Genomic DNA, 24,213 nt, shown 5'->3' on the forward strand with positions numbered 1-24,213 from the left:
CGGGGGTGGGGGCGGTGCTGGGGTTGGCCGGCGTGGGGGGCGTTGGTGGCGGGGGGTGCTTGCGGTGGGGGTTGCCTGTGCTGTTGCCGTGCCGCTTGCGGGGGCCGGGCGGGGGCGGGTGCCGGCTCCTCCTCCTGCCGGGGTCGCGGCGCCTGCCGTCGCGGGTCTCGACGGTGTCTATGCCGGGAACCGGGCCAATGCCGGGGAAGCCGCGCGGATGGCCGCCGAGTACGGGGATGAGGGGCGGGCCCGTGTCGAACGGGAGCTCGCCGGGCGGCAGTTGCTGGCCTTCGACGGGCGGGGGCAGGGGCGTGTCACCGAGGTGCTCGGGGAGCTCGCGACCGCTGAACGCGTCGCCGTGCTCGTGCCGGGGTCGGACACCGGGATCGATACCTACGGGCGGTTCCGGGCCGGGGCGCTCGCCCTGCACGAGCGGCTCGGGGAGCGCGGCGCCGTGGTGGCCTGGCTCGGGTACGAGACGCCCGGGACCTTCAGCAGCGCCGTCGCCACCACCGGGCGGGCGAAGGAGGCCGCGCCCGAACTGCGGGACGCCGTAAGGGAGGTGCGGTCCGTCGTCGGGTCGCGTGCCCGTATCTCCCTGCTCTGCCACTCCTACGGTTCCGTCGTCTGCGCCGAGGCCGCCGACGGGCTCGACGTCGACGACATCGCCCTCCTCGGCAGCCCCGGCACCGGTGCCGACACCGCAGCCGCCCTGCACACCCGGGCCCGCGTCTGGGCCGCCCGGGGCACCGGCGACTGGGTCGAGAACGTCCCGCACCTCAGCGCCGACCTCCTCGGCACCACCGTCGGCTTCGGCACCGACCCCGTCTCCCCGGCCTTCGGCGCCCGGGTCTTCGACGCCGGGGACGGCGGCCACAGCGACTACTTCGCCCCCGGCTCCGCCTCCCTGGCCAACCTCACCCGGATCGTCCTCGGCGAGACGCGGGCGGTGACCTCGTGAACGGCCTCGTGAGCGGCCTCACGACCGCGATACGCCACACCGCCGTCCGCGTCGACGCGGCCACCCCGGCCCACCGGGACCGTGCCGTGGACGCCCTCCGCGCCGGCGCCATCCTCGGTGTCGTCCTCGGCCACTGGTTCGTCACCGCCCTCGTCGCCGACGGCCGCACCCTGCACACGGCCAGCCCGCTCCAGCAGATGCCCTGGCTCGCCCCCGTGTCCTGGATGTTCCAGACCCTCGCCGTGTTCTTCCTGGTCGGCGGGCATGTCGCCACCCGCGGCCACATCTCCTCCCGCGCCCGCGGCATCCCGTACCACCGCTGGCTGCGCGACCGGCTGGCCCGGCTGTTCAAACCCGTCGCCGCCGTCCTCACCCTGTGGACGGTCGTCACGGCCGCGCTGCTGCTCTCCGGCGCCGAGTACGCCACCGTCCGCACGCTGGCGAAGCTGGCCCTGTCCCCCCTGTGGTTCCTGCTGGTCTTCGCCGCCCTCACCGCCGCGACCCCGCTGCTCACCCGGCTCCACCCGCTGTGGCCGCTCGCCGTCGTCCTCCACGTCGACCTGCTCCGCTTCGGCCTCGGCGCCCCCGCCTGGCTCGGCTGGCTCAACCTGGCGGCCGGCTGGCTGGTCCCGTACACCCTGGGCGCGGCCTGGACCCGGGGCGAGCTGGAACGCCGCCGCTCCGGCTGGATCCTCCTCCTCTCCGGCACGGCCGCCACGGCCGCCCTCGTCGCCCGGGCCGGCTACCCGGCCTCCATGGTCGGCGTCCCCGGCGCCGGGGTGTCCAACCTGAACCCGCCGACGCTCGCCGCCGTCACCTTCGGCCTCGCCCAGTGCGGGCTCGCCCTGCTGCTGCGGGACCGGCTGCGTACGGTCATGCGGCGGCCCGTCGCATGGGCGGCGGTGGCGCTGGTCAACCTCTCCGCGATGACCGTCTTCCTCTGGCACCAGACGGCCCTGATGGCCACCACCGCCACCGGCCTCCTCGCCGGCCGCCTCCCCGGTCTGCACACCGCCCCCGACGGCCTCGGCTGGGTCGCCGCCCGCCTCGCCTGGCTGCCGGTGCTGGCCCTCGCCCTCGCCGTCTGCTGTGCCGCCTTCCGGTCCTGGGAGCGGGACGGGGCCCGGCGGAGACGGTCCCGGGTGGTCCGTACGCACCGGCAGGCCGGGAAGGACGTACGGCATGTCTAGGCTGGACCGCGTGGTGGACAAGGGGGCGGAGCTGGTCCGGCGGTGGCTGGGCGTCCTGCGGGACGACCTGTGGACCGCGCGGAGCGACCCCCTGCCGCCGTCGACCTGGCTGCGCTGGCTGCCGCACGGCATCGTGTGCCTGGCCGCGTTCGGGGTGCTGGCGGGCGGTCTGCCGCAGCTCCAGGAGAACGGCGGCCTCGCCTTCGGCCCGGCGTTCCTCGTCGCGGTGTCCCAGGCCGGCGCGATGGTCTGGGCCCTGCGCCGGCCCGTTCCGGCGTGGTGGCTGTCCACGGCCGCCACCCTGGTCGGCGCGGTCCTGCTGCACCGGCGGATGATCGCCGACGAGACCACCTTCACCTGGCCCTGGACCGCCTCCGGGATCATCGCCCACCTGTTCGTGCTGCTGCTGCTCGCTCTGCGGGTGCCCACCCGGGTCTCCGTCGAGGCCTGGGGCCTCACCTTCCTGATCACCTACCTCCTCCAGGGAGTGTGGGGCGCGGTCAGCTACCAGCCCACCGGACAGGTGCTGGTGCCGCTGTCCGCGGTCGTCGTGATCCTCGGCACCGCCCTGCGCGGCCGCCGCGAGGCCCGCGCCGAACTGGGCCGGCAGACCACCCTCACCGCCGAGGAACGCGCCCGCCGCACCCTCCTGGAGGAACGCAGCCGCATCGCCCGGGAACTGCACGACGTGGTGGCCCACCACATGTCGGTCATCTCCATCCAGGCCCAGGTCGCCCCCCACCTGGTCCAGGACCCGTCCGACGAGCTGAAGGAGAACCTCGCCGGCATCCGGCAGAACGCCGTCGAGGCGCTCACCGAACTGCGCCGCGTCCTCGACGTCCTGCGCTCCGAGCACGCCGCCCCGGGCGAGCGCTCGGACGCCCCGCAGCCCACCCTCGACCGGCTCGCACCGCTGGTGGAGAACACCCGCGCCGCCGGACTCACCGTCACCACCGAGATCACCGGCGAGCGGCGCCCGCTGCCGCCCGGAGTGGAGCTGTCGGCGTACCGGATCGTCCAGGAGGCGCTGAGCAACGTGCTGCGGCACGCCCCCGGCGCGACCGCGCACATCACCCTCGCCTACGATCCGCGGGGGCTGCGGGTGACGGTCGTCAACACCGGTCCCACCCGCGAGGCACCGCCGTCCGCGGGCGCCGGACACGGGCTGCTCGGCATGCGGGAACGGGCCGTCATGCTGGGCGGCACGCTGACGGCCGGCCCCTGGGCCGGGAAGGGCTACAAGGTCGACGCCCGCCTCCCGGCGCCCGTCCCGCCCGCCACCGGCCCCGCACCCCAGGACGGCACCGCATGATCCGCGTACTGATCGCCGACGACCAGCAGATGGTCCGCCAGGGCTTCACCGTGCTGCTCAACACCCAGCCCGACATCGAGGTCGTCGGCCAGGCGGTGGACGGTCTCGACGCCGTCGCGCAGGTCGCCGGACTCGCCCCGGACGTCGTCCTGATGGACATCCGCATGCCCGAACTCGGCGGCATCGAGGCCACCGCCCGCATCACCGCCGCCACCCCCGGGATCAGGGTCCTCGTCCTGACCACCTTCGACCTCGACGAGTACGTGTACGAGGCACTGCGCGCCGGCGCGTCCGGCTTCCTGCTGAAGGACGCCTCCGCCGACCAGCTCGCCGAGGCCGTACGGGTGGTGGCGGCGGGCGACGCCCTGCTCGCGCCCGGCGTCACCCGCCGGCTGATCGCCGAGTTCTCCCGCCTCGACCCCCGGCCCCGTCCGCCGCTGAGGCAGCGCGCCGGCGGGCTGACCGAACGCGAGACGGAGGTGCTCGCGCTGATCGCGCAGGGCCTGTCCAACGCGGAGATAGCGGTACGGCTGGTGGTGGCCGAGCAGACCGTGAAGACCCATGTCGGCCGCATCCTGGTGAAACTCGGGCTGCGGGACCGTACGCAGGCGGCGGTGTTCGCGTACGAGTCCGGGCTGGTCCGCCCCTCCGGGTACTGAAACACGCGCGTAGTACCTGAGACGGACGCCCCACAACCCCCCTCAGCGGGGACGACCCGCCTCACCCGGTCGGCCTACCGTGTGAGCGTGACCGAGACGACTCACCAGCAGCACGGCGACGGGACCCGCAGCCCCGAGTACCGGCTGGCCCAGAACGCCCTGCGGGGACTGCGCCAGGACCTGTTCCACGACCCCTTCGCCTACCGCCCGCTGCCGAGCCGGCACACGGACGGCCCGTTCGTCCGCCGGCTGCCCGCGCGGGCGCGGGCAGCCGCGCGGCATCTTCCGCACGCGGTGGTGGGGGCGGTCGCGCTGATCGCCCTGGCGGCCGGCGCGCTCGGGGGCGGCCTTCCCGGCGGTGACGTACTGGCCCTGCTGACGGGCCTGCTGTGCGCGGCCCCGGTGGTCGCCACACTGGTGCGGCCGATCGGCGCGTTCTGGATGTCGCTCGCCGTGACCCCGGTGGTCTCGATCCTGGGCGGCGACGGCTGGGACTGGCCGTGGATGCCCGGCGCGTTCGTCTGCCATCTCGCGGTGCTGGTCTTCGTGGCGCTGCGCACCCGGCCCCGTACCGCCGCCTGGATGTGGGTCCTGACCTTCGCCTACGCCTTCCTCGCGGACGTCTTCTTCGGCGGCTCCTACTACTACACCAACAGCGCGCCCATGCTGGTGACGTCGGCGTTCGCCCTGCTCGTGGTCTCCGTGTGGCACATCCGCCGGGCCGCCGAGCAGGAGGTGACCGCCCAGCAGACGGTGACCGCGCACGAACGCTCCAAGCGCACCGCGCTGGAGGAACGCACCACCATCGCCCGCGAACTGCACGACGTGGTGGCCCACCACATGTCGGTGGTCGCCATCCAGGCCGAGGCCGCGCCGTACCGGGTGGAGAACCCGCCGCCGGAGCTGGAGCGCGCCTTCGTCACCATCCGGGAGAACGCGGTGGCCGCCCTCACCGAACTGCGCCGCATCCTCGGCGTGGTCCGCGCCGAGGACTACGAGGCCCCGGACGCCCCCCAGCCCACCCTCGCCGACCTCGACGCCCTGCTGGTCAACGTGCGCGACGCGGGCCTGTCCGTGGAGAAGGTGATGACCGGCGCGGTACGGGAGCTGCCGCAGGGCGTGGAGCTGTCGGCGTACCGGATCGTGCAGGAGGCGCTGAGCAACAGCCTGCGGCACGCGCCCGGCGCGAGCGCCCGCGTCGAGATCGGGTACGTTCTCGGCGGCCTCGGCGTACGCGTGGTGAACGGTCCGGCGCCCGCGCCGAACCTGATAAAGCCCTCGCCCGGCGCCGGGCACGGCATCACGGGGATGCGCGAGCGGGTCACCATGCTGGGCGGCGAGATGACGGCGGGACCGGCGGACGGCGGCGGCTACGAGGTCGCCGTGTTCCTGCCGGTCGCCACGGTGAACGAGGGTGACGCATGACGATCCGGGTCCTGATCGCGGACGACCAGATGATGGTGCGCGAGGGCTTCTCCGTCCTGCTCGGCGCGATGCCCGACATCGAGGTCGTCGGCGAGGCCGTCAACGGCCGGGAGGCGGTCGACCGGGTCCGCGAACTCGCCCCCGACGTGGTCCTCATGGACATCCGCATGCCCGAACTCAACGGCATCGAGGCGACCCGGGAGATCGTCGCCGCCGACGGTACGGCGAAGGTCCTGGTGCTCACCACCTTCGACCTCGACGAGTACGTCTACCAGGCGCTGCGCGCGGGCGCCTCCGGCTTCCTCCTCAAGGACGCCTCCGCCCGGCAGCTCGCCGACGGGGTCCGGGTCGTCGCGTCCGGCGAGGCGCTGCTCGCGCCCTCGGTGACCAAGCGGCTGATCACCGAGTTCTCCAAGCTGTCCGAGGGGCCCCGCCTGATGCCGTCCGCGCACGGGGCGTACGGGGAGCTGACCGAGCGGGAGACCGAGGTGCTGGTGCTGATCGCGCAGGGGCTGTCGAACTCCGAGATCGCCGAGCGGCTGGTGGTCGCCGAGTCCACGATCAAGACCCATGTGAGCCGGATCCTGGTGAAGCTGGGTCTGCGGGACCGTACGCAGGCGGCGGTGTTCGCCTACGAGGCCCGGCTGGTCACACCGGGCTGACCCCCCTGGTCAGGGGCGGGGTTCCGGGCTACCGTCCGGTCATGGCAGTACTTGACGACCTCGCGTTCGACCCGTGGGACCCCGCGTTCGTCGCCGACCCCTACCCCGTCTACGCCGAGCTGCGCGCACGCGGGCGGGCGCGGTACTACGAGCCGACGGACCAGTGGCTGGTCGCGCACCACGCGGACGTCTCGGCGCTGCTGCGCGACCGGCGCCTGGGACGGACGTACCAGCACCGCTTCACCCACGAGGAGTTCGGCCGCACCGCCCCGCCGCCGGAGCACGAGCCGTTCCACACCCTCAACGACCACGGCATGCTCGACCTCGAACCGCCGGACCACACCCGCATCCGCCGCCTGGTGTCGAAGGCGTTCACCCCGCGCACGGTGGAACGCCTGAAGCCGTACGTCGAGGGGCTGGCGGACGGTCTCGTGTCCGCGCTGGTCGACGCCGGCGGCGGTGACCTGCTGCGGGACGTCGCCGAGCCGCTGCCGGTCGCGGTGATCGCCGAGATGCTCGGCATCCCGGAGGCCGACCGGGCGCCGCTGCGGCCCTGGTCGGCGGACATCTGCGGCATGTACGAGCTGAACCCGCCGCAGGAGACGGCGCGCAGGGCCGTCCGGGCGTCGGCCGAGTTCTCCGACTACCTCCGCGACCTGATCGCCGCACGCCGAAGGAACCCCGGCGACGACCTGATCTCCGGACTGATCGCCGCCCACGACGAGGACGACCGGCTCACCGAGCAGGAGATGATCTCCACCTGTGTCCTGCTGCTGAACGCGGGCCACGAGGCCACCGTGAACTCCACGGTCAACGGCTGGTGGGCCCTGTTCCGCAACCCCGGCCAGCTCGCCGCCCTGCGCGCGGACCACTCCCTGATCCCCACCGCGATCGAGGAGCTGATGCGCTACGACACCCCGCTCCAGCTCTTCGAACGCTGGGTCCTCGACGAGATCGAGATCGACGGCCGGGTCATCCCCCGGGGCGCGGAGATCGCGATGCTCTTCGGCTCCGCCAACCACGACCCGGCGGTCTTCGCCGACCCGTCCCGCCTGGACCTCACCCGCCGCGACAACCCCCACATCTCCTTCAGCGCCGGTATCCACTACTGCATCGGCGCGCCCCTGGCCCGTATCGAACTGGCGGCCTCGATGAGGGCGCTGCTGGAGAAGGCACCGGGACTGCGCCTGGCGGCGGAGCCGCGGCGGAAGCCGAACTTCGTGATCAGAGGGCTGGAAGGGCTGGCCGTGGAGGTGGGGTGACCACCCGCTCCCGGTCCGGTCGAGGGGGACGGCGGCACGGCGCGGAAGTCCTTCGGCCGGAAGCCGTCCCCGCCCCGGCAGGCGGACCGGGGCGACGTCACGTCGTCAGGTCCCGCCGTCGTACCCCGGCCAGTCCCGCCGCCGTCAGTCCCGCCGCGAGCGCGGTGAGGACCAGGAGCGGCGGCCATGCCATCTCCCCGCCCGGCAGCTTCGGCAGATGGCCGAAGGGGGACAGGTCCAGCACCGCGGCCGGTACGTCCAGTGCCGGGCCGACCCAGCCGATCAGCAGGACCGCCCCGGCCACGCCCCACGCCGCCGTCGCCGCCCGGGGCGTCAGTCCGTAGAGCAGGACCGCGATCCCGCCGGTCACCCACACCGCCGGGACCTGCACCAGACACGCGCCGATGATCGCGCCCGCCCGTTCGCCGTGACCGAGCGCGAGGCCCGCGCCCGCGAGCAGCATCAGCAGCACCGTCCCGCCGAACGCGACCGCCAGATGCCCGGCCGCCCAGCGCAGCCGTCCGACCGCCCCCGCGAGGACCGGTTCGGCCCGCCCCGAGGTCTCCTCGCCGTGCAGCCGCAGTACCGAGGACACGATGTACAGCGCGGCCACCAGGCCCAGCATCCCGGCCATCGCCGCGAGGAACGTGTCCGTCAGCCCCGACCGCCCGCCCATCCGCCGGAACATCTCCCGGGCGCTCTCGTTGTCGCCGACCAGTTCGGCCGCCCCGTCCGCCATCCCGCCGTACGCCAGCCCCGCCAGCAGGAAGCCGGCGCTCCAGCCGAGCACACCGCCCCGCTGCAGCCGCCATGCCAGCGCCCCCGCGCTCCGCAGCCGGCCCGCGGCAGGTCCGGGACGGCTCGGCAGGAAGCTCATGCCGAGATCCCGGCGGCCGGCGAGCGCGTACGCCACGGCCCCCTGCGCCAGCGCCGCGCCCGCGAACAGGCCCAGCACCCACCACCGTTCACCGGCGTACGCCCGCAGATTCGTCAGCCAGCCGAGCGGTGACACCCACGTCAGCGGTGACGAGCCGTCGTCCGTCGCCGCGTCACCCGCCGCCCGCAGCACGAACGCGGCACCCAGCACCCCGGCCGTCAGCCCCCGTGCGAGGCGCGCGCTCTCCGTCAGCTGGGCCACGATCGCCGCCGTCGTCGCGAAGACCATGCCCACGCCCGCGAGCCCCAGCCCGAACGCCACCGCCCCGGCGGCGCCCTGCCCGGCCAGCCCGGCCGCCACCAGCAGTGCCAGCGCCCCGTTCGCGACGGCCGCCGCGAGCAGCGCCGCCGTGAGCGAGGCCCTGCGGCCCACCATCCCGGACGCCACCATCTCCTGACGCCCGCTCTCCTCCTCGTCACGGGTGTGCCGTACGACGACCAGCAGACCGACGACGGCGGCCAGCGCACCCGCGTACACCCCGGCCCGCCAGGCGGTCAGCGCGCCGAGGGAGTCGCCGAGGACGGGCCCGACCATGGCCCGCAGGGAGGAGTTCGTGGCCATCCGCGCCACCAGATCGGCGCGTTCGGCGGCGGTGCCGTACAGGCTCTTCAGCGTGTTCGGCATCGACAGCACCATCAGCGTGTTCACCCCGACCCAGACCGGGATCATCACCCGGTCCCGGCGCAGCGCGAAGCGCAGCAGGACGCCGGTGCCGGCGAGCTGTCGCGCGGTGGTGGGCCGTACGGCGAAGTCGGCGGCGCTCATCGGGCGGTCACCTCGTCCTGGTAGTGCCGCAGGAACAGTTCCTCCAGCGTGGGCGGGGTGGAGGTCAGCGACCGCACGCCCGACGCGCTCAGCGAGCGCAGTACCGCGTCCAGCTTGTCGGTGTCCACCTGGAGCCGGACCCGGTGGCCCTGGACGTCGAGGCCGTGCACACCGGGCAGCGCGGCGAGACCGTTCGGCGGCCCGGCGAGTTCGGCGCTGACGCTCGTCCGGGTCAGATGCCGCAGCTCGGCGAGCGAACCGCTCTCCACGGTGGTCCCCCTGCGGATGATGCTGACCCGGTCGCAGAGCTCCTCCACCTCGCTGAGGAGGTGCGAGGACAGCAGTACGGTCCGCCCGCGCTCCCGCTGCTCGGCGACACAGCGCTGGAAGACCTCCTCCATCAGCGGGTCCAGGCCCGACGTCGGCTCGTCCAGGATCAGCAGATCGACGTCGGAGGCGAACGCGGCGACCAGGGCCACCTTCTGCCGGTTGCCCTTGGAGTACGTCCGGCCCTTCTTCGTCGGGTCCAGCTCGAACCGCTCGACCAGTTCGTCCCGCCGGTGCGGGTCCAGGCCTCCGCGCAGCCTGCCGAACAGGTCGATGACCTCGCCCCCGGACAGATTGCGCCACAGCGTCACGTCACCGGGCACATAGGCGATACGGCGGTGGATCTCCACGGCGTCCGTCCACGGGTCCCGGCCGAGCACCTGGGCGGCGCCGGCGTCGGCGCGCAGCATGCCGAGCAGGACGCGGATGGTGGTGGACTTCCCGGAGCCGTTGGGCCCGAGGAAGCCGTGGACCTCGCCGGTCTCGACGCTCAGGTCGAGACCGTCCAGCGCGTGGGTCCGGCCGAACGACTTGTGCAGTCCGGACACGGTGATGGCCTTCGTCATGCTCCGGAACGTACGCTTCTTTCAGAAATTTGTGAAGTTAAGGAACCGTATAAATCGAGGGTTAGACTCGATCCGAGGCAGCCACGGCGTGTGAGCAGGGGAGATGGTCGGAGCATGGCGGAGGCGAGCGGGACGGCCCGGGACCCGGAGGCGGTCTCACGCTTCGTGGAGCACTTCGCGGCCCAGCTGGTCGAGGCCGGCCTGGCCCGTATGCCGGCCCGCGTCTTCGCGGCCCTGCTCGCCTCCGACGCCGGCGTCCTGACCTCCGCCGAACTCGGCGAACAGCTCAAGATCTCCCCGGCCGCGGTCTCCGGCGCGGTGCGCTACCTCTCCCAGGTCCACATGGTGTCCCGCGAACGCGAGCCCGGCTCCCGCCGCGAGCGCTACCGGGTCCACGGCGACCAGTGGTACGAGGCCCTCACCAACCGCGAGGCCATCATCAAACGCTGGGAGGACGCCCTCCGCGAAGGCGTCACCAGCCTGGGCGCGCACACCCCGGCGGGCCGCCGTCTGGAGGAGACGCTCGCCTTCTTCGAGTTCGTCGAGAAGGAGGTCGAGACGATGATGGACCGCTGGCGGGCGCATCGGGAGAAGCGGTTCGGGCGGGGGTGACACACGGCCGCGGCTACCGCACCGGCACCGTGAGCCCCCAGGCGCCCTCCCGTACCACCCACGTCCGGGTCCCCACCGGGCCCGACACCACCGCGTCCGCGCGGTAGCGGAAGTGGGCGCCCGACACCGTCACCGTGCGGGCCCGGGCCAGCAGGGGGGACGCCTCCGCGCCGACCGACGCCGGGCGTACCTCCACCCGGGCCGTTCCGGAAGTGTCCGGGACGACCGAGACGCACTCCACGGGCTGGCCCAGATCGACGAGCGTGGCCCCGTCCACCTCCACCCGCAGCCGCGCCGGCCCCGCCTCGGGAGCGGAGACGGAACCGGACGGCCTGGCCGGCACCAGCGTCCGTACGAGCGACCGGCACGTCCGCAGCCACGGATGCCCCGCCTCACCGCCCGCCTCCGGCATCCCCGCCGGGCCCCCGAGCGGCGGGATGCGCAGCGCGCCCAGCACCACCCCGTCGCTGTCGTCGACCAGCAGATCCATCCGCCGCTCCGCCCCGTCCAGCACGGCCCGCGCCGCCGCCACCGCCCCCGCCGGCACCCCCAGCGACCGGGCGAGGGAGACCGCACTCCCCACCGGCACCAGCGACAGCGCGCAGCCGGCCAGCTCCCGCTGCCGGTGCAGCAGCGTCACCGCCCGCACCAGCGCACGGTCGTCGCCGACCACCACCGGCCGCCGCGACCCGCGCCGCGCCAGCGCCCGCGCGAACTCCTCCGCACTGTCCGGCAGACACACCTTCGTCCCCGCCGCACCCGCGCCGAGCACGTCTTTCGCGATGCGGACGGACTCCCCGTCCGTCCGCCGGGCGACCGGATCGATGACCACCAGGAGCTGATCGGACGTAGCGGATGAGGTCCTGGAAGTCGCCACCTCGGCCATGCCTCGCTTCCTCGGGTAGCATCTTTGTGCAAGAGCCCCTTGCGCTGTTGCGCCAGGGGCTTCGTCTATTCCGGGGCATCCGGTCCGACGGTTGGCGGCCAACGGTGGTCGTCGCGGTGCACGCGGCGGAGAATCTCCGTGTGCGCCCTGACCTTGGACATGCCCCGCCCGGAAGGGGTGTACGCGCGTGCCCGCACTTGTGCTGCTCGGTGCTCAGTGGGGTGACGAAGGCAAGGGAAAGGCGACGGACCTGCTCGGTGGCTCCGTCGACTATGTGGTGCGCTACCAAGGCGGCAACAACGCCGGCCACACGGTAGTCGTGGGCGACCAGAAGTACGCCCTCCACCTGCTCCCTTCCGGAATCCTGTCCCCCGGCTGCACGCCGGTCATCGGCAACGGCGTCGTCGTCGACCCGTCGGTCCTGCTCTCCGAGCTGAGCGGTCTGAACGAGCGCGGCGTCGACACGTCGAAGCTCCTGCTCAGCGGAAACGCTCACATCATCACGCCGTACAACGTGACGGTGGACAAGGTCACGGAGCGCTTCCTCGGCAAGCGCAAGATCGGGACCACGGGCCGGGGCATCGGCCCGACCTACGCCGACAAGATCAACCGCGTCGGCATCCGCGTCCAGGACCTGTACGACGAGTCGATCCTCACCCAGAAGGTGGAGGCGGCCCTCGACGCCAAGAACCAGATGCTCACCAAGCTCTACAACCGGCGCGCGATCGCCGTGGAGCAGGTGGTCGAGGAACTGCTGGGCTACGCCGACAAGCTCGCCCCGTACGTCTCCGACACGGTGCTGGTGCTCAACGAGGCGCTGGAGCAGGACAAGGTGGTCCTCTTCGAGGGCGGCCAGGGCACGCTCCTCGACATCGACCACGGCACGTACCCCTTCGTCACCTCCTCCAACCCGACCGCGGGCGGCGCCTGCACGGGCGCGGGCGTGGGCCCGACGAAGATCAGCCGGGTCATCGGCATCCTCAAGGCGTACACGACCCGCGTCGGCGCCGGCCCGTTCCCGACCGAGCTGTTCGACGAGGACGGCGAGGCGCTGCGCCGCATCGGCGGCGAGCGCGGTGTCACCACCGGCCGCGACCGCCGCTGCGGCTGGTTCGACGCGGTGATCGCCCGCTACGCCACCCGCGTCAACGGCCTCACCGACTTCTTCCTCACCAAGCTCGACGTCCTCACCGGCTGGGAACAGATCCCGGTCTGCGTGGCGTACGAGATCGACGGCCGGCGCGTCGAGGAACTCCCGTACTCGCAGACGGACTTCCACCACGCGAAGCCGGTCTACGAGATGCTCCCGGGCTGGAGCGAGGACATCAGCAAGGCGAAGTCCTTCTCCGACCTCCCGAAGAACGCCCAGGCGTACGTCAAGGCCCTGGAGGAGATGTCCGGCGCCCCGATCTCCGCGATCGGCGTGGGTCCGGGCCGCACCGAGACGATCGAGATCAACTCGTTCCTGTAGTACGGCGAACCGTCCGCCGGCGCCCCGCACGGGCGCCGGCGGACGGCGGACCCGCGCTCCTGGACGCCGAGGAGCCGCGGAAGGGGCTTCTCGTGCCGCGGTGGGCCTCAGCTGAAGACGATCATCGAGCCCTGGGCCAGGCTCCGGGTCGCCGCCGCGTGCAGGCCGAGCCAGACGTGGCGCTCGCGGGCGAAGGGGCTGGGGTCGTAGGGGGCGGGGACGGCCGGTTCCTCGAGTTCGGTCGGGCCGTGCGGGGGTTCCGGCGCGGCCGGGGGGTTCGCCGGGTCGATGCCGATGGACGGGGCCACCAGCTCCAGCTCCCGGAGCAGGGCGTGGGAGGAGCCCAACGGGCCGCCGCCCGCCAGGAGTTCGTCGTTGGCGAGGGGGTGGGGGAAGTCGACGGGAACGTACGCGCCCGCGTGGTCGTAGTGCCACACCAAATGGGCCTGCTGGGCCGTCGTCTCGAACATCTCCAGCAACTGCTCGTAGTCGCCGCCCAGTTCGTCCACCGGCGTGACCGGCAGCCCGCACACCTGGAGCAGATACACCCGCCGCAGGAAGTGCAGCGCGTCGTAGTCGAAACCCGCGACCGGAGCCACCTCGCCGGTCAGTCCCGGCATGTACTGGTACACCGGCACCGGCGGCAGACCGGCCTCGGCGAGCACCCCGTTGTACTGCGCGAGTTCCTCGGCGAACGGATTGTCGGGCGTATGGCACAACACGTCGACGAGCGGTACCAGCCACAGGTCACAGGCCAAAGAGAGCTCCTCACACAGCACGGTCGTCGTGAAGTCGGTCGTGGTCAGGAAAGCGTATCGGCGCCCGGCGCGGGCGGCTCCCCCCGTGCCGGTCCCTTACCCACACCGCCGCCCGTCAGCCCTCCACGAGGGAGAGCCAGTCCGCGTTGTACGACTCGGCGATCGCACGCGCCGTATCGATGTCGCGGCGCGACAGCGCGTCGACCAGATCGGTGTGCCGGTCCCACAGCCGGCCCCGCGGATCGGGCAGCCGCCGCAGATGCTGCACCACACACACCCAGGTCTGGACGCGCAACCGGTGCAGGAAGTCGGTGAGATACGGGTTGCCGAACACGGCCCCGAGTTCGCGCCAGAACCGCAGGTCGTAGCCGATGAGGACGGTGACCTCACCGGCGAGGGCCGCACGCTGGGCCTCCTCGCCGCGTCTGCGCACCCCGGCGAGGGCGGCGGCGACGCGCGGCTCGTCCGGCCTCAGCTGCGCCAGGTGTCCGGCGGTCAGCGCCTGGAACATCCCGTCGGTCACCAGGGTGCGGGCCTCGATCATGCCCCGGAAGTCGTCGGCGTCGTACGCGTGCACCCGGAAACCCCGGTGCTGGTCGGCGTCGAGCAGCCCCTGCGCCGACAGGTCGACCAGCGCCTCCCGGACCGGGGTCGCGGAGACGCCGTACTGGTCGGCGATCTCCTTCACGGTGAACTCCTGCCCCGGCTGGAGCCGCCCGGCCAGCACCTCGTCACGGAGCGCGTCCGCGATCTGCTGCCGCAGGGTGCTGCGGGTCACGGCGCCGTTGCCACTGAAGCCGGGCATGGTCGGGGCGTCTCCCTCGTCGCGTTCGAGTGACGTGTGCACGGATGTGTACGGGCACGACACCTTACGCGTTCGAATGCACCCCGACGGGTTCGAAAGGGTGCGCGGGGAAAGCCCCGCGCACCCTTCCCCGCCGCTACTCCACGTAGCCGTCCGCCACCGACAGCGCCGCGTCCAGCGCCGCCAGGCCCTCCTTCAGCTCCGCCTCGCTCGCGTTGCACGGCGGCACCACATGCGTACGGTTCATGTTCACGAAGGGCCAGATCCCGGCCTCCTTCGCGGCGCCGGCGAAGGCCGCCATCGGGGCGTTCGCCTCCCCGGCCGCGTTGTACGGCACCAGCGGCTCCCGCGTCTCCCGGTTCCGCACCAGCTCCAGCGCCCAGAACATGCCGGTGCCGCGCACCTCGCCCACGCTCGGGTGCCGCTCCGCCAGTTCCCGCAGACCGGGTCCGACGACGGACGCGCCGAGCGTCGCCGCGTTCTCGACGATCCCCTCCTCCGCCATCACCCCGATCGTCGCGACGGCGGCGGCGCAGGCGAGCGGGTGCCCCGAGTACGTCAGCCCGCCCGGGTACGGCCGCTTCGCGAACGTCTGTGCGATGGCCGCGGAGATGGCGACACCGCCCAGCGGCACATACCCGGAGTTCACACCCTTCGCGAAGGTCATCAGGTCCGGGACGACGTCGTACAGATCCGCCGCGAACCATGTCCCGGTCCGCCCGAACCCGGCCATGACCTCGTCCAGGACGAAGACGATGCCGTGCCGGTCGCACAGCTCGCGCACCCCGGCGAGGTAACCGGGGGGCGGCGGCATGATGCCCGCCGTGCCCGGGATCGTCTCCAGGACGATCGCGGCGACGGTCCCCGGCCCCTCGAAGGCGATCGTCGTCTCCAGGTGCTCCAGCGCCCGCGCGCACTCCTGCTCCTCCGTCTCCGCGTAGAAGCGGGAGCGGTACAGGAACGGCGCCCAGAAGTGCACGACACCGGCGGTGCCGGTGTCGGAGGCCCAGCGGCGCGGGTCACCGGTGACGTTGACCGCCTGCTGGGTGCCGCCGTGGTACGAGCGGTAGGCGGAGAGCACCTTGGGGCGGCCGGTGTGCAGCCGCGCCATCCGGACGGCGTGCTCCACCGCGTCGGCCCCGCCGTTGGTGAAGAAGATCTTGTCCAGGTCGCCGGGGGTCCGCTCGGCGATCAGCCGTGCCGCCTCCGACCGCGCCTGGACCGCGAACGCGGGCGCGAACGTCGTCATCCGCGCCGCCTGCTCCTGGATCGCGGCGACCACCCTCGGATGCTGGTAGCCGATGTTCGCGTACACCAGCCCGCTGGTGAAGTCGAGATAGCGCCGGCCGTCGTGGTCCCAGAAGTACGACCCCTCCGCTCCGGCGACGGCGAGCGGGTCGATGAGCTCCTGGGCGGACCAGGAGTGGAACACGTGCGCACGGTCGGCGGCCTTGACGGCGGCTCCGGCCTCGGGGTTCGGCTGAGGGGTCATGCCGCCGAGGGTAGGCGGGGCCGGTCCGTCCACGACATCGGCGGCCTGTCTGCGGTGGGGGACTTTCCGCGACAGGGTGTCGACAGGAGACGGACGCGTCCCCGGCCCCCTGTTACGGAACCGTAGGGGTCGCCCAGCTCATCGGTTACCGGCCCCGCACTATCCTCGGGATGTTGCTCATTGGGGGGAGGCGGCGCGGCGATGGACAAGCTCGGGCCGGGGGATCCGCGGGAGATCGGCGCGTACCGGCTGCTGGCGCGGCTCGGGGCCGGCGGCATGGGACAGGTCTATCTCGCCCGCTCCGACCGGGGGCGCACCGTCGCCGTGAAACTGGTCCGCGGGGAACTGGCCCGGCAGGAGGAGTTCCGGGCACGCTTCCGTCAGGAGGTGCGGTCCGCGCGGCAGGTCGGCGGCGACTGGACGGCGCCGGTGCTGGACGCGGACACGGAGGCGCCCGTGCCGTGGGTGGCCACCGGGTACGTCGCCGGGCCCAGCCTCCAGCAGGTCGTCGGGCACGATCACGGGGCCCTGCCCGAGCGTTCGGTACGCATCCTCGCCGCCGGTCTCGCGCACGCGCTGAAGGACATCCACGCCGCCGGGATCATCCACCGCGACCTCAAACCGTCCAACGTGCTCGTCACCATCGACGGCCCTCGCGTCATCGACTTCGGGATCGCGCGGGCGCTGGAGACGGTCACCGACGGCGGCCTCACCCGCACCGGCGCGCTCGTCGGCTCGCCCGGCTTCATGGCGCCCGAGCAGGTGCGCGGCGACCGCATCACACCGGCCTGCGACGTGTTCTGCCTCGGCTCGGTGCTCGCGTACGCCGCCACCGGCACGTACCCGTTCGGCACCGCCAACAGCGGTGTGCACGCGCTGATGTTCCGCATCGCCCAGGAGGAACCCGACCTGGAGCGGGTGCCCGAGGGGCTCGCCGATCTCGTACGCGACTGTCTGCGCAAGGACCCGGCGGCGCGGCCCACGCTGAACCAGGTACTGCAGCGCACCGGCGCCGACGACACGGTGGCCGGCGGCCGCTCCCGCGACCCCTGGCTGCCGAGCGCCCTGGTCGCCCAGCTGGGCCGCCACGCGGTCCGCCTCCTGGACGCGGAGGACCCGGCGCCGGCCACCCCGGCGGCCGGCCGGCCGGGCGGCCCTCCGGCATCGGCACCGCAGTCGCCCGCGGGGCATCAGGTTCCGCCCGGTTCGGGGCACCCCGGGGTGCCCGCGCAGGGCGGTCCCGCCGGGCCGGACGCTTCCGCCGTACCGGCGGCCGGTCAGCCGGGTGGGCCTCCCGCTTCGGCGCCGGGCGCCGGTCAGCAGACGCCCGGCGTGCCCGCCACCGGGGATCAGGCTCCGCCCGGCCCGGCGTACCCCGGTGCGCCCCCGCAGGGCGGTGCCGCCGGTGGGATGCCCGCCGGGCACCCCGGCGGTCCCGCCGCCGTAGTGCCCGGCCCGGCGTACCCCGGCACCCCCGCCGCAGGTCACCCCGCCGTCACCCCCGAGCACGCCCGCGCCACCGACGACTCCGCCGTACCACCCCCGCCCCCGCCCGGGGTGAACCATCTGCCCACCCTCGTGGCAGGTCAGGGCGCCCCCGTCCCCGCCCCGGCGCCGGGACCGTACGGGCACCCCCAGCAGCCCGCGTACGGCTACCCGTACAGCGGCGGCCACGGCCCCGGGCAGACCCCGCCGTACGGACCGCCGCCGTACCTGCCCGCGGCGCCCGCGCCGCGCCGGGACAGCCGTTCCACCGTGCTGCTCGTGGTGATCGCCCTGGTCGTCGCGCTCGCCGCCGGCGGCACCGTGTACGCCCTGATGAGCGGCGGCGACACCGGCCACCGGGCCGGCGGCGATCCGACCACTCCGCCCCCGACATCCGCCGGCGCGACCCAGGGCGCCGCCTCCGACGACCCGTCCCCGACGCGACAGCCCAGCACCTCCGCGCCCGCCGACGGCACCGTCCCCGCCGACTACCTGGGCAGCTGGTCCACCACCATCGACAACGCGAGCGGCGAGCACACCCGCACCCTGACCATCCAGCAGGGCGAGGTCGGCGACACCGTGATGTCCCTCGTCGCCGACGGGCCCGCCGGCAGCGGCACCTACCACTGTGTCTTCGAGGCCCGCCTCACCGCCGACCCCGGCTCCGGCGGCCGGCTGGAGCTCGGCCCGTCGTCCGTCACCGTCGGCGAGCCGCGCAGCGCCTGCACCCCGGGCGCCGCCAGCACGATCACCCTGCTCTCCGGCGACTCCCTCCAGCGCGTCAACACCGGCACCGGCGAACAGCTCACCTACACACGCGGCTGAACGTCCGAACTCCCGCCGACGAGCGGCACCGCGGCCGGTTCGACGTCCGGATACGGGAGGGACCTCGCGGCGCCGCTCAGCGGGGCTCGGGCGGGCGCTGGCGGGGCATGTTGGGGCGGGCAGGTCCGTGCGGGGCCGGGAAGCGGCCCGGTGGGAGGGCGGTCTCCGGGCGTCCCGCCCCCGCCACCGCCGTCAGCACGCCCAGCGGCGCGCCGCCCGCGCGGAACTCCACCATCCAGTCCGCCGTCTCGACCCGTACCAGCTCGGTGACGTCCTCCGAGAACCGCCGCAGCACCGACAGACACCGCTCGGCCGCCTCGCTCGCCGTGCCGTCCGCCGGGCCGAGGACCTCGCGCACGCACTCCGACGCCCAGTCGAACTGGAACGCCCGCAGCCGCCGCTGCACCGCCTGCGCCGTCGCCATGTCCCGCATCCAGCCGGACGTCGTCCCGAAGAACCGGTCCCCGGCCACACAGGCCACCCCGAGCAGCAGCGCCAGATAGCCCCAGGGCGCGCACCCGTCGGCCACCCTCGCCAGATCGAGCAGCGGCAGCGCGGCCCCGGTCAGCGCGCCCGCGGCCGTCCCGGCGCGCAGCGCCCACGCGCACCGCCGCTTCCACGCCCGCTCCGCGAGATACCAGGCGGCCGTGTCCAGCGCCCCGCGCTCCACCCACCGGTACAGCTCGTCCAGCCGGACCGCCGGTTCGCCCCAGTCCCCGAGCGGGAACTCCCGCCCCTCCAGGTCGCCCGGCCGGGGCCCGGCCGCCCCCTTGCCCCGCCCGTCATGAGGCCGACCCTCGGGCTGCATCTCCGGCTGACCCACCCGGTATCTCCCTACTGACCCCTGCTGACTCCGGCTACCGTCCGTGCGTAAAGTGTGACGCCAGGTACTCGCGCGCCTGACCCTTCCTACCGCCCAACGGGTGGCGGCGCCGGGGGTTCGGGCTCTTTTTCGCCCGGAAGATGGCCGTGATCAGGTATAGGGCCCCGGGGGTGACTCACTCGAAAGAGTGCCGGGGCGACGGCTCCCGCGACCACGTAGGCTCGTGCCGAACGGTAAAACCCTTACCGACGGACCGACCAAGGAGCCCAATCGTGATCCCCGGTGGTGGCCAGCCGAACATGCAGCAGCTCCTCCAGCAGGCCCAGAAGATGCAGCAGGACCTGGCCAAGGCGCAGGAGGAGCTGGCGAGGACCGAGGTCGACGGGCAGTCGGGAGGCGGCCTGGTGAAGGCCACCGTGACCGGCTCCGGCGAGCTGCGCGGCCTCGTGATCGACCCGAAGGCGGTGGACCCGGAGGACACCGAGACCCTCGCCGACCTGATCGTCGCGGCGGTCCAGGCGGCCAACGAGAACGCGCAGAACCTCCAGCAGCAGAAGCTCGGCCCGCTGGCCCAGGGGCTGGGTGGCGGCGGCGGGATCCCCGGTCTCCCGTTCTGACCTTTCCGGCCTTTCTAAGAAGGCCCGCGGGCCTCTACGGTACGTACTGAAGGAACACCAGGAAGGGACGGCAGTCCGTTGTACGAAGGCGTGGTCCAGGACCTCATCGACGAGCTGGGGCGGCTGCCCGGCGTCGGTCCCAAGAGCGCGCAGCGGATCGCCTTCCACATCCTCCAGGCGGAACCGACGGACGTGCGGCGTCTGGCGCACGCGCTGACGGAGGTCAAGGCGAAGGTCCGCTTCTGCGCGACCTGCGGGAACGTGGCGCAGGAGGAGCGGTGCAACATCTGCCGCGACACCCGCCGCGACCCGGCCGTCATCTGTGTGGTGGAGGAGCCCAAGGACGTGGTCGCCGTCGAGCGCACCCGTGAGTTCCGGGGCCGTTACCACGTCCTGGGCGGCGCGATCAGCCCCATCGACGGAGTGGGCCCCGACGATCTGCGGATACGGGAGCTTCTCGCACGGCTGGCCGACGGCACGGTCACGGAGCTGATCCTGGCCACGGACCCGAATCTGGAAGGCGAGGCCACGGCGACGTACCTCGCCCGCATGATCAAGCCCATGGGCCTGAAGGTCACCCGCCTGGCCAGCGGCCTCCCGGTGGGCGGCGACCTGGAATACGCGGACGAGGTGACCCTCGGCCGCGCCTTCGAGGGGAGACGACTCCTAGATGTCTGATGCCACGCTGCACGCGACGAACCAGAACCCGGACGACTTCGCGGTCCAGATCGCGGATCAGATCGAGAGCTTCCTGGTCGCCGTCACGGAGGTGGCGAAGGGCGACGAGCCGGACTCGGCGGTCCCCTTCCTCCTCCTGGAGGTCTCCCAGCTCCTCCTGGCCGGCGGCCGCCTGGGCGCGCACGAGGACATCGTCCCGGACGAGCGCTACGAGCCCGACATGGGCCCGGAGGCCGACGTGGACGAACTCCGCGAGAACCTGGCCCGGATGCTCGAACCGATCGACGTCTACTCCGAGGTCTTCGACCCGTACGAGCTCCGCAAGGCCCCGGTGCCGGCGCGTATCTCCGACGATCTCACCGATGTCATCACCGACCTCCGCCACGGCATGGCGCACTACCGGGCCGGCCGCACCACGGAGGCCCTGTGGTGGTGGCAGTTCTCCTACTTCTCCAACTGGGGCTCCACCGCGTCCGCGGCGTTGCGCGCCCTCCAGTCCGTCGTGGCGCACGTGCGTCTGAACCAGCCCCTGGCGGAACTGGACGGCCTCGACACCGACCAGGGCATGGGCGACGACACCCTGGAGTTCGAGGCGGGCCAGGTCATGGCGGAGGAGATCGGGCAGCCGCTGGGCGTCCGCCCGGTCACGTAGCCGCCGCGGGCAGGGACGCGGCGCCGTTCCGCCGCGTACGGCGACGCCGCGAACCGGGTCCGTGTGTGACGCGGGGCACTTTTCCGCGTGGTCCGCGCCGGGATGGGCATGAGCCCCCTGCACGGGCGCCGGGAGTCTCATCATGCGATATCGCGGAGGGGTTTTTCGGGCGCTCGATAGACTGAGCCGACCGCAGCGCACACCTATGTGGGCGGACTGTGGAAAACGACGGACTGAGCGAGGAGCGCACGTGGGCCTTGTCGTGCAGAAGTACGGAGGCTCCTCCGTAGCCGATGCCGAAGGCATCAAGCGCGTCGCCAAGAGAATCGTGGAAGCCAAGAAGAACGGCCACCAGGTGGTCGCCGTGGTTTCCGCGATGGGCGACACGACGGACGAGCTGATCGATCTCGCCGAGCAGGTTTCCCCGATCCCTGCCGGGCGGGAGCTCGACATGCTGCTGACCGCCGGAGAGCGGATCTCCATGGCCCTGCTGGCCATGGCGATCAAGAACCTGGGCCACAACGCCCAGAGCTTCACCGGCAGCCAGGCAGGTGTCATCACCGACTCGGTCCACAACAAAGCCCGCATCATCGATGTCACGCCGGGCCGGATCAAGACCTCGGTCGACGAGGGCAACATCGCCATCGTCGCCGGGTTCCAGGGCGTCAGCCAGGACTCCAAGGACATCACCACGCTCGGCCGCGGCGGCTCCGACACCACGGCCGTCGCCCTCGCCGCCGCGCTCGACGCCGAGGTGTGCGAGATCTACACGGACGTCGACGGTGTGTTCACCGCCGACCCGCGTGTGGTGAGCAGGGCCCGGAAGATCGACTGGATCGCGTTCGAGGACATGCTCGAACTCGCGGCCTCCGGTTCCAAGGTGCTGCTCCACCGCTGTGTGGAGTACGCCCGCCGGTACAACATCCCGATCCACGTCCGCTCGTCCTTCAGTGGACTGCAGGGCACGTGGGTCAGCAGTGCGCCGAGGAAGCAAGGGGACAAGCAGGTGGAGCAGGCTCTCATCTCCGGTGTCGCACACGACACCTCCGAGGCCAAGGTCACGGTCGTCGGCGTGCCCGACAAGCCCGGCGAGGCCGCCTCGATCTTCCGCACGATCGCCAACGCCGAGATCAACATCGACATGGTCGTGCAGAACGTGTCCGCCGCCTCCACGGGACTGACGGACATCTCCTTCACCCTCCCGAAGACCGAGGGCCGCAGGGCCATCGACGCCCTGGAGAAGAACAAGGGCACCATCGGCTTCGACTCCCTGCGCTACGACGACCAGATCGGCAAGATCTCCCTGGTCGGCGCCGGTATGAAGACCAACCCGGGCGTCACCGCCGACTTCTTCACCGCGCTCAGCGACGCAGGTGTGAACATCGAGCTCATCTCGACCTCCGAGATCCGTATCTCGGTCGTCACCCGCAAGGACGACGTGCCGGAGGCCGTCCGCGCCGTGCACTCGGCGTTCGGACTGGACTCCGACAGCGACGAGGCCGTGATCTACGGGGGCACCGGCCGCTGATGGCCGAGTCCGTACGACCCGGGCGTTCCGGGCGGCCGACACTCGCGGTCGTGGGGGCGACCGGAGCCGTCGGCACGGTCATGCTGCAGATCCTGTCCCAGCGTGCGGACGTCTGGGGCGAGATCCGACTGATCGCCTCCCCGCGCTCGGCCGGCCGCAAGCTGGCCGTGCGCGGCGAGGAGGTCGAGGTCGTGGCGCTCACCGAGGAGGCCTTCGACGGCGTCGACGTCGCGCTGTTCGACGTACCCGACGAGGTCTCCGCGCAGTGGGCGCCGGTCGCCGCCGCGCGGGGCGCGGTGGTCGTCGACAACTCGGGCGCGTTCCGGATGGACCCGGACGTGCCGCTCGTCGTCCCCGAGGTCAACCCGCACGCCGTACGCAGGCGCCCGAGCGGGATCGTCGCCAACCCGAACTGCACCACCCTGTCGATGATCGTCGCGCTGGGCGCGCTGCACGCCGAGTTCGGCCTGCGCGAGCTCGTCGTCTCGTCGTACCAGGCGGTCAGCGGCGCCGGGCACGCGGGCGTGCGCGCCCTGCGCGAACAGCTGTCCCTGGTGGCCGGTACGGAACTGGGGACGCACCCCGGTGACGTACGGCGGGCCGTGGGCGACAACACCGGGCCGTTCCCGGAGCCGGTCGCGCTGAACGTCGTGCCGTGGGCCGGTTCGCTGCGCGAGGACGGCTGGTCGTCGGAGGAGATGAAGGTGCGGGACGAGACCCGCAAGATCCTCGGCCTGCCCTCCCTGCCCGTGGCGGTCACCTGCGTACGCGTCCCGGTGGTCACCACGCACTCCCTCACCGTGCACGCCAGCTTCGAGGGCGAGGTCACCGTCGACGGGGCGCGCGAGATCCTGGCCACGGCGCCCGGAGTGGTCCTGTTCGACAACCCGGCCGCGGGGGAGTTCCCCACCCCCGCCGACGTCGTGGGCACCGATCCGACCTGGGTCGGGCGGGTCCGGCGGGCCCTCGACGACCCGACCGCGCTGGAGCTCTTCGTGTGCGGGGACAACCTGCGCAAGGGAGCGGCGCTCAACACCGCGCAGATCGCCGAACTGGTGGCGGTTGAACAGTGAAAAGTTCTGGATCGCACAGGATTCGTTTGTAGGATCTGTGTGAGTGCTGTGAGCGCCGGATCATGGGCCGGATCGGGGGCCCGAGCCCTTGATCAGGCCGTTCCGGCGACAGAGGATGTAACAGGGCCCGTACGGGCCTGGACGAGAGCCTGCACAAGGATTCACCTCCCCGTTCTCCGCAACCGCGCGGAGGGCGGGGAGCGTCTTTGCGTTCACCCCTATCGGGTGGCGTGGGGACGCTGCTCTCCGGACGTGGGGACGGCCGGAACCGGGCGTGGGGACGCCCGTTCATATGGGACACAGGGGAAGAGCGGGACACATGAGGGCATTTGGCATGCTGTCGGTGGTACTGCCCGAGGGCGGACGGCCGCTCGCGCCGGCCGCAGCAAAAGTGACGCCCGGCGCGTACAACCCTTACGAGGGGAAGCGTGTCCAACTGGCG

The 24,213-nt window shown here is 72.7% G+C and carries 22 protein-coding genes; 15 read left to right on the forward strand and 7 right to left on the reverse strand.

The features are described 5' to 3' along the window. The 7 genes from IF28_RS36720 to IF28_RS0135115 form a co-directional block, all read left to right on the forward strand. A partial coding sequence (locus IF28_RS36720; RefSeq protein WP_037894734.1) for an alpha/beta hydrolase occupies positions 1-961 on the forward strand: 961 nt, incomplete at its 5' end. After that, positions 958-2,151: an acyltransferase family protein gene (locus IF28_RS0135090; RefSeq protein WP_106982212.1), complete on the forward strand. Its 1,194-nt coding sequence runs from the start codon at positions 958-960 to the stop codon at positions 2,149-2,151. The genes IF28_RS36720 and IF28_RS0135090, both read left to right, overlap by 4 nt. Further along, a complete protein-coding gene (locus IF28_RS0135095; protein WP_030229324.1) occupies positions 2,144-3,463 on the forward strand; it encodes a sensor histidine kinase in 1,320 nt (439 codons plus the stop codon). The genes IF28_RS0135090 and IF28_RS0135095 overlap by 8 nt, the downstream gene beginning before the upstream one ends. Next, positions 3,460-4,122, forward strand: a complete 663-nt coding sequence (locus tag IF28_RS0135100; protein WP_030229326.1) for a response regulator — start codon at positions 3,460-3,462, stop codon at positions 4,120-4,122. The genes IF28_RS0135095 and IF28_RS0135100 overlap by 4 nt, the downstream gene beginning before the upstream one ends. An 87-nt stretch (positions 4,123-4,209) precedes the next feature. Next, complete coding sequence (locus IF28_RS0135105; RefSeq protein WP_051713990.1) at positions 4,210-5,547, forward strand: sensor histidine kinase; 1,338 nt, start codon at positions 4,210-4,212, stop codon at positions 5,545-5,547. Further along, complete coding sequence (locus IF28_RS0135110; protein ID WP_030229329.1) at positions 5,544-6,209, forward strand: response regulator; 666 nt, start codon at positions 5,544-5,546, stop codon at positions 6,207-6,209. Before IF28_RS0135105 ends, IF28_RS0135110 begins: the two co-directional genes overlap by 4 nt. Before the next feature lie 41 nt (positions 6,210-6,250). Then, on the forward strand, positions 6,251-7,471 hold the full coding sequence (locus IF28_RS0135115; RefSeq protein ID WP_030229331.1) for a cytochrome P450: 1,221 nt from the start codon (positions 6,251-6,253) through the stop codon (positions 7,469-7,471). Positions 7,472-7,568: 97 nt separating this feature from the next. Here IF28_RS0135115 and IF28_RS0135120 read toward each other — a convergent pair whose 3' ends face one another. Together IF28_RS0135120 and IF28_RS0135125 are read right to left on the reverse strand one after the other, a co-directional pair. Continuing rightward, positions 7,569-9,173 (reverse strand): ABC transporter permease, encoded by a 1,605-nt coding sequence (locus IF28_RS0135120; RefSeq protein WP_030229334.1) that lies wholly within the window; start codon positions 9,171-9,173, stop codon positions 7,569-7,571. Continuing rightward, complete coding sequence (locus IF28_RS0135125) at positions 9,170-10,066, reverse strand: ABC transporter ATP-binding protein (RefSeq protein WP_030229336.1); 897 nt, start codon at positions 10,064-10,066, stop codon at positions 9,170-9,172. The genes IF28_RS0135120 and IF28_RS0135125 overlap by 4 nt, the downstream gene beginning before the upstream one ends. Before the next feature lie 114 nt (positions 10,067-10,180). On the opposite strand from IF28_RS0135125, the gene IF28_RS0135130 reads away from it, so the two are divergent. Further along, positions 10,181-10,678: a GbsR/MarR family transcriptional regulator gene (locus tag IF28_RS0135130; protein WP_030229338.1), complete on the forward strand. Its 498-nt coding sequence runs from the start codon at positions 10,181-10,183 to the stop codon at positions 10,676-10,678. A 13-nt stretch (positions 10,679-10,691) separates the two neighbouring features. Here the strand turns inward: IF28_RS0135130 and IF28_RS0135135 are convergent, their stop codons facing one another. After that, on the reverse strand, positions 10,692-11,564 hold the full coding sequence (locus IF28_RS0135135) for a diacylglycerol kinase family protein (RefSeq protein WP_030229340.1): 873 nt from the start codon (positions 11,562-11,564) through the stop codon (positions 10,692-10,694). 187 nt (positions 11,565-11,751) lie between these two features. On the opposite strand from IF28_RS0135135, the gene IF28_RS0135140 reads away from it, so the two are divergent. After that, complete coding sequence (locus IF28_RS0135140) at positions 11,752-13,035, forward strand: adenylosuccinate synthase (RefSeq protein ID WP_030229342.1); 1,284 nt, start codon at positions 11,752-11,754, stop codon at positions 13,033-13,035. Between the two features lie 107 nt (positions 13,036-13,142). Here IF28_RS0135140 and IF28_RS0135145 read toward each other — a convergent pair whose 3' ends face one another. From IF28_RS0135145 to IF28_RS0135155, 3 genes are all read right to left on the reverse strand, one after another. Next, positions 13,143-13,793: a hypothetical protein gene (locus IF28_RS0135145; RefSeq protein WP_030229344.1), complete on the reverse strand. Its 651-nt coding sequence runs from the start codon at positions 13,791-13,793 to the stop codon at positions 13,143-13,145. Between the two features lie 115 nt (positions 13,794-13,908). Continuing rightward, positions 13,909-14,598 (reverse strand): GntR family transcriptional regulator, encoded by a 690-nt coding sequence (locus tag IF28_RS0135150; RefSeq protein WP_030229346.1) that lies wholly within the window; start codon positions 14,596-14,598, stop codon positions 13,909-13,911. 136 nt (positions 14,599-14,734) lie between these two features. Further along, positions 14,735-16,090, reverse strand: a complete 1,356-nt coding sequence (locus IF28_RS0135155) for an aspartate aminotransferase family protein (RefSeq protein ID WP_030229347.1) — start codon at positions 16,088-16,090, stop codon at positions 14,735-14,737. Between the two features lie 201 nt (positions 16,091-16,291). On the opposite strand from IF28_RS0135155, the gene IF28_RS0135160 reads away from it, so the two are divergent. After that, a complete protein-coding gene (locus tag IF28_RS0135160) occupies positions 16,292-18,400 on the forward strand; it encodes a serine/threonine-protein kinase (protein WP_030229349.1) in 2,109 nt (702 codons plus the stop codon). 76 nt (positions 18,401-18,476) lie between these two features. Here the strand turns inward: IF28_RS0135160 and IF28_RS0135165 are convergent, their stop codons facing one another. Beyond that, on the reverse strand, positions 18,477-19,223 hold the full coding sequence (locus IF28_RS0135165; RefSeq protein ID WP_030229350.1) for an SLATT domain-containing protein: 747 nt from the start codon (positions 19,221-19,223) through the stop codon (positions 18,477-18,479). A 272-nt stretch (positions 19,224-19,495) separates the two neighbouring features. Between IF28_RS0135165 and IF28_RS0135170 the strand changes: the two genes are divergently transcribed. The 5 genes from IF28_RS0135170 to IF28_RS0135190 all read left to right on the forward strand — a co-directional run bounded on the left by IF28_RS0135170 (position 19,496) and on the right by IF28_RS0135190 (position 23,771). Then, positions 19,496-19,840: a YbaB/EbfC family nucleoid-associated protein gene (locus tag IF28_RS0135170; protein WP_078621659.1), complete on the forward strand. Its 345-nt coding sequence runs from the start codon at positions 19,496-19,498 to the stop codon at positions 19,838-19,840. A 78-nt stretch (positions 19,841-19,918) separates the two neighbouring features. Next, positions 19,919-20,518, forward strand: a complete 600-nt coding sequence (gene recR / locus IF28_RS0135175) for a recombination mediator RecR (RefSeq protein WP_030229352.1) — start codon at positions 19,919-19,921, stop codon at positions 20,516-20,518. Next, positions 20,511-21,170 carry a DUF5063 domain-containing protein gene (locus tag IF28_RS0135180; protein ID WP_030229353.1) on the forward strand — a complete coding sequence of 220 codons (660 nt, stop codon included), beginning with the start codon at positions 20,511-20,513 and terminating at the stop codon, positions 21,168-21,170. Before recR ends, IF28_RS0135180 begins: the two co-directional genes overlap by 8 nt. A 250-nt stretch (positions 21,171-21,420) precedes the next feature. Continuing rightward, positions 21,421-22,698 carry an aspartate kinase gene (locus IF28_RS0135185; RefSeq protein WP_030229354.1) on the forward strand — a complete coding sequence of 426 codons (1,278 nt, stop codon included), beginning with the start codon at positions 21,421-21,423 and terminating at the stop codon, positions 22,696-22,698. Next, positions 22,698-23,771, forward strand: coding sequence for an aspartate-semialdehyde dehydrogenase (locus tag IF28_RS0135190; protein ID WP_030229355.1), 1,074 nt, complete (start codon positions 22,698-22,700; stop codon positions 23,769-23,771). The genes IF28_RS0135185 and IF28_RS0135190 overlap by 1 nt, the downstream gene beginning before the upstream one ends. Positions 23,772-24,213: the final 442 nt, after the last annotated feature.

It is taken from the genome of Streptomyces sp. NRRL WC-3626, assembly GCF_000718785.1.
Lineage (GTDB): Bacteria > Actinomycetota > Actinomycetes > Streptomycetales > Streptomycetaceae > Streptomyces > Streptomyces edwardsiae.